The 5,310-nt window shown below is 68.8% G+C and carries 2 protein-coding genes; both read left to right on the plus strand.

Translation table 11 applies throughout. The features are described 5' to 3' along the window. Window positions 1-3,712 (plus strand): amino acid adenylation domain-containing protein (locus NF616_RS21070; RefSeq protein WP_252275728.1); only part of this gene is annotated, 3,712 nt, incomplete at its 5' end. Further along, window positions 3,709-5,310, plus strand: a 1,602-nt coding sequence (locus NF616_RS21075; protein ID WP_252275729.1) for a condensation domain-containing protein, incomplete at its 3' end; no start/stop codon positions are given. The genes NF616_RS21070 and NF616_RS21075, both read left to right, overlap by 4 nt.

Genomic DNA, 5,310 nt, shown 5'->3' on the forward strand with positions numbered 1-5,310 from the left:
CCTGGACGGCGTGCAGGAAGCGGCGGTAATCGCCCGCGAGACACCGACAGGCAAGCAGCTGGTCGGTTACGTCGTGGCCAAAGACAACACCGACGCCAATGCTCTGCGTACAGAGCTGGCCAAGGTTCTGCCGGACTATATGGTGCCCGCGCAGATCATTGCGTTGGAAAAACTGCCGCTGACTCCAGCCGGCAAGCTGGACCGCGCCGCGTTGCCGGAGCCGACCTGGCAGAGCCAGAGCTACGAGGCACCGCAGACCGACAACGAGCGCATCCTCGCCGCCATCTGGGCCGAAGTGCTCGGTGTTGAGCGAGTAGGGCGCCAAGATCACTTCTTCGAACTGGGCGGCGACTCCATCGTTGCGCTCAAGGTGATCAGCCGTATTCGACAGCAGGGCCTGCAGCTGCCGCTCAAGGCGCTGTTCGAGCAGAGTCGCCTGGCCGATTGCGCCGCGGCCCTGCAACGCGAAGCCGCCGATGCGCCGGTGCTGCGCGCACTACCGCGTGGCGGCGATCTGCCGCTGTCGCATGCCCAGCAGCGCCTGTGGTTCCTCAACCGCCTCGACCCGAGCAACGGTGCCTACCATATGCCGGCCGGGCTCGAGCTGCAGGGCCGCCTGGATCGCCAGGCGCTGCAGGCCGCTTTCGACCAGCTGGAAGCGCGCCACGAGGCGCTGCGTACCCGCTTCGTCGAGGTCAACGGCGAGGCGCGCCAGCGCATCCTGCCGGCCCAGGGCCAGCGTATCGACTGGGTCGATCTGCGCGAGCTGGCTGCCAACGAACGTGAAGCCGAGGCCAGCGACTACGCGCAGAAGCTGCTCAAGCGTCCGTTCAACCTGGCCAGCGAACCACTGCTGCGGGTCGCTGTGCTGCGCCTGGGCGACCAGGAGTACCGCCTGCTGCTGATCCAGCACCACATCGTCTCCGATGGCTGGTCGATGCAGCGCTTTATCGGCGAGTTCTCTGCGGCTTATGCAGCCTTCGCCGAGGGCCATACGGCGCAGTTCAGCGCCTTGCCGCTGCAATACGCCGACTATGCCCAGTGGCAACGCGACTGGCTGAAATCCAGCGAAGCCACGCGCCAGCTGGACTACTGGAAGGCCCGTCTGGGCGAACACCAGCCGCTGCTGGAACTGCCGACCGACCATCCGCGCCCAGCCCATGGCAGCCGTCAGGGCCTGCGCTGGCGTTTCGAGCTGAGCGATGTTCTCACCGCGCAACTGCGCGCCTTGGCTCAGCGCGAGGGCAGCACGCTGTTCAGTCTGCTGCTGGCGGCCTGGCAGACCCTGCTGCACCGCTACAGCGGCCAGGAAGACATCCGTGTCGGCGTACCGGTGGCCGGGCGCAGCCTGGCGGAAATGGACGGTGTGCTCGGTTGCTTTATCAACACCCTGGTGTTGCGCGGCGAGCCGGCTGGGCTGAAACCCTTCCGCGAGCTGCACGGCGAACTGGCCCAGGCCAGCCGCGATGCCCTGGCCAATCAGGAACTGCCGTTCGATCAACTGGTGGAAACGCTGCAACCGACGCGCAGCCTGAGTCACCACCCGCTGTTCCAGGTGGCGTTCAACCATCAGCAGGTGGACTTCAGTGCCCTCGGCAACCTGCCGGGCCTGCGCGTGCAACCGCATGACCCGGGCGCCGCCGGTGCTCAGTTCGACCTGGCACTGGACACCGAGGAAGCCGCCGACGGCAGCCTCAGCGGGTTCGTCAGCTACGCCGGCGAGCTGTTCGAGGCGCGCACCATCGCCCGCCTGGCGCGGCATTTCGTGCGCCTGCTGGAAGGCATTTGCGCCGATCCGAGCCAGCCCATCGGCCTGCTGCCGCTGCTGGAAGAGGACGAGCAGGCCCAGCTCGCCGCCTGGAACGACACGGCCGAGGACTACGGCCCGCTGGTCAACCTCAGCGAACGTATCAGCCAACAGGCGGCGCGCACCCCGCAGGCGCCGGCCCTGGTGTTCGGCGAGCAGACGCTGAACTACGCCGAGCTGGAGCAACGCATCAACCAGTTGGCCAACCGCCTGCGCCGCCTCGGCGTGCAGCGTGGCAGCCTGGTCGGCATCAGCCTGGAGCGTTCGCTGGAACTGGTGATCGGCCTGCATGCCATCGTCCGCGCCGGTGGCGCCTATGTGCCGCTCGACCCGGAGTACCCGCTGGAGCGCCTGGCCTACCTGCTGGAGGATTCCGGCGTCGACCTGCTGCTGTCGCACAGCGCGCTAGTCGAGCGTCTGCCGCTGCCGGCCGGGCTCAAGGCGCTGGGCCTGGATCGCGAGGATTGCAGCGCCGAGAGCGCTGAGCCGCCGGCCGTCACCCTGCAGGGCAACGACCTGGCCTACGTCATCTACACCTCCGGCTCCACCGGCAAGCCCAAGGGCGCCGGCAACAGCCACGAGGCCCTGGCCAACCGCATTCTGTGGATGCAGGAGGCCTATCAGATCGGCGCCGGCGACGTGGTGTTGCAGAAGACCCCGTTCAGCTTCGACGTCTCGGTGTGGGAGTTCTTCTGGCCACTAATCACCGGCGCCTGCCTGGCGGTGGCCGCGCCGGGGGACCACCGCGATCCGCAGAAGCTGGTAGAGCTGATCCAACGCCATAAGGTCAGCACTCTGCACTTCGTGCCGTCCATGCTGCAGGCCTTCCTGCTGCACCCGGATGTCGAGCAGTGCCAGAGCCTGACACGCGTTATCTGCAGCGGTGAAGCACTGCCGGCGGAGCTACAGGTGCGCACCTTCCAGCGTCTGCCGGGTGCTTCCCTGTACAACCTGTACGGCCCGACCGAGGCGGCCATCGATGTCAGCCACTGGACCTGCGTGGAGGAGGGCCGCCACGCCGTGCCGATCGGTCGACCGATCGCCAACCTGCGTCTGCACATCCTCGATGCCCAGCTCAACCCGGTGCCGCAGGGCGTGCCCGGCGAGCTGTATATCGCCGGTATCGGCCTGGCGCGTGGCTACCACCGCCGTCCGGAGCTGACCGCCGAGCGCTTCCTGCCCGATCCGTTCGACGCCGCCGGTGGGCGCATGTACCGCACCGGCGACCTGGTGCGCTGGCGCGCCGATGGCGCCATCGACTACCTGGGTCGTATCGACCATCAGGTGAAGATCCGCGGCTTCCGCGTCGAACTGGGCGAGATCGAAGCCCAGCTCGGCGGTCAGCCTGGCGTCGCCGAGGCCGTGGTGGTGGCCCGCGACAGCCAGATCGGCAAGCAGCTGGTCGGCTATGTGGTGGCCGATCCGCTGCCGGCGGATGAATCCGCCTGGCTGGCCAGCATCAAGGCTGCGCTGAAGGTCGAGCTGCCTGAGCACATGGTGCCGTCGATCCTGATGCGCCTCGACCGCATGCCGCTGTCACCCAACGGCAAGCTGGAGCGCCGTGCGCTGCCCGAGCCGGTATGGCAGGCACGCAGCTACCGCGCGCCGCAGTCCGTGCTGGAAATCACCCTGGCCGGCATCTGGCAGGAAGTGCTGGAGGTGGCCCAGGTCGGCCTCGACGACAACTTCTTCGAGCTTGGCGGCCACTCGCTGCTGGCCACTCAGGCCGTGGCCCTGCTGCGCCAGCGCCTGGGCCTGGAGTTGCCGCTGCGCGCCTTCTTCGAAGCACAAGACCTGGCGGCCCTGGCCGCCGCCCTCGACGGCCAGGCTCCGGCCGCCGCCGAGGAAGAAGACCAAGACCTGCGCGACATGGCCGCGCTGCTCGACGAACTGGAGGCCCTGTGACCGCGCCCATCGACAAGGCCGCCTTGGCGCGGCGTTTCCTCGCCCTCGGCGCTCCCGAGCAGAAGCGTTTCCTCGAACTGCTGGCGACCAAGGGCATCCGCTTCGACCGCCTGCCGCTGGTACCGGCGCCGCGCGGCGAGCACCTGCCGGCCTCCCATGCCCAGCAACGCCTGTGGCTGGTGGCCCAGCTGGAGCCGGACAGCAGCGCCTACCATATGGTCGGCGCCTTCGCTCTGGAGGGCGAACTGGAACGCGGTGCGCTGCTGGCCGCCCTGGAGCTGATCGCCGAACGCCACGAGGCGCTGCGCACGCGCTTCTACGAGCACGCCGGCCAGCTGTGCCAACGCATTGACCCGCCGGGCCCGCTGGCCCTGGAGGAGCGCGACCTGCGCGGCGAGCCGGAGCAGGTGCAGGCGCTGGCCGATGCCCATGCGGCGCGCGCCTTCGACCTGGCCCAGGGCCCGCTGCTGCGCGTGCAGCTGCTGCGCCTGGACGAGCAGCAATGGCGCCTGCAGATCGTCTGCCACCACATCGTCTCCGACGGCTGGTCGATCGGCGTATTCGCCGAGGAACTGGGCCGCGCCTATACCGCCCTACGCCTGGGACAGACGCCGCAGCTGGCTGAGCTGCCGATCCAATACGCCGATTACGCCCAGTGGCAGCGTGCCTGGCTGGAAGCCGGCGAGCGCGAGCGCCAGCTCGGCTACTGGCGCGAGCGCCTGGGCAGCGAGCAACCGGTCCTGGCCTTGCCCTACAAACTGGATGCGAGTGGCCAACGGCATGCCGCGCGCCAGGCCATCGAGGTGCCGCAGGCCCTGGCCGAGCGCCTGCGCCAGCTGGCCCAAGGCGAGGGCGCGACCCTGTTCATGCTGCTGCTGGCCGCCTTCCAGCTGCTGCTGGCACGCTACAGCAACCAGCGCGATATCCGCGTCGGCGTGCCGATAGCCAACCGCCAGCGCGCCGAGACCGCGCCGCTGGTGGGCTTCTTCGTCAACACCCAGGTGCTGCGCGCCGAGTTCGACGCCGGCCTGAGCTTCCGCCAGCTGCTGGCCGAAGTGCGCCGCCACGCCCTGGATGCCCAGGATCAGCAGGACCTGCCGTTCGACCAGCTGGTTGACGCTCTCGCCCCTGAACGCAGCCTGGGCCAGACGCCGCTGTTCCAGGTGTTGTTCAACCACCAGAAGCGCGACCTCGGCGCCCTGCAGCTGCCCGGCCTGCGCCTGGAGCCGCTGGCCCAGGGCGTGCCGCATGCCTTGTTCGATCTAGCCCTGGACAGCCTGGAAGACAGCGCCGGCCAACTGCGCCTGACCCTGACCTGGGCCCGCGAGCGCCTGGACGATGCGCAGATGCAGCAGATGACCGCGCACTTGCTGGGCCTGCTAGAGCAGATCAGCGTCACGCCGGATCAGCCCCTGGTGCGCCTGCAGCTGCTGGATGCTGGCGACCAGGCGCGCCTGACCGAATGGAATACTCCTCGTCAGGGCTTCGATGCTTCGCGCTTGCTGCCCGAGCTGATCGCCGAGCAGGCGCGCCTGCGCCCCGAGGCCATTGCCCTGGTGCATGGCGGCGAGCGGATTGCCTTCGCCGAGCTGGAAGCG

This window comes from Pseudomonas subflava, from assembly GCF_023823685.1.
GTDB lineage: Bacteria > Pseudomonadota > Gammaproteobacteria > Pseudomonadales > Pseudomonadaceae > Aquipseudomonas > Aquipseudomonas subflava.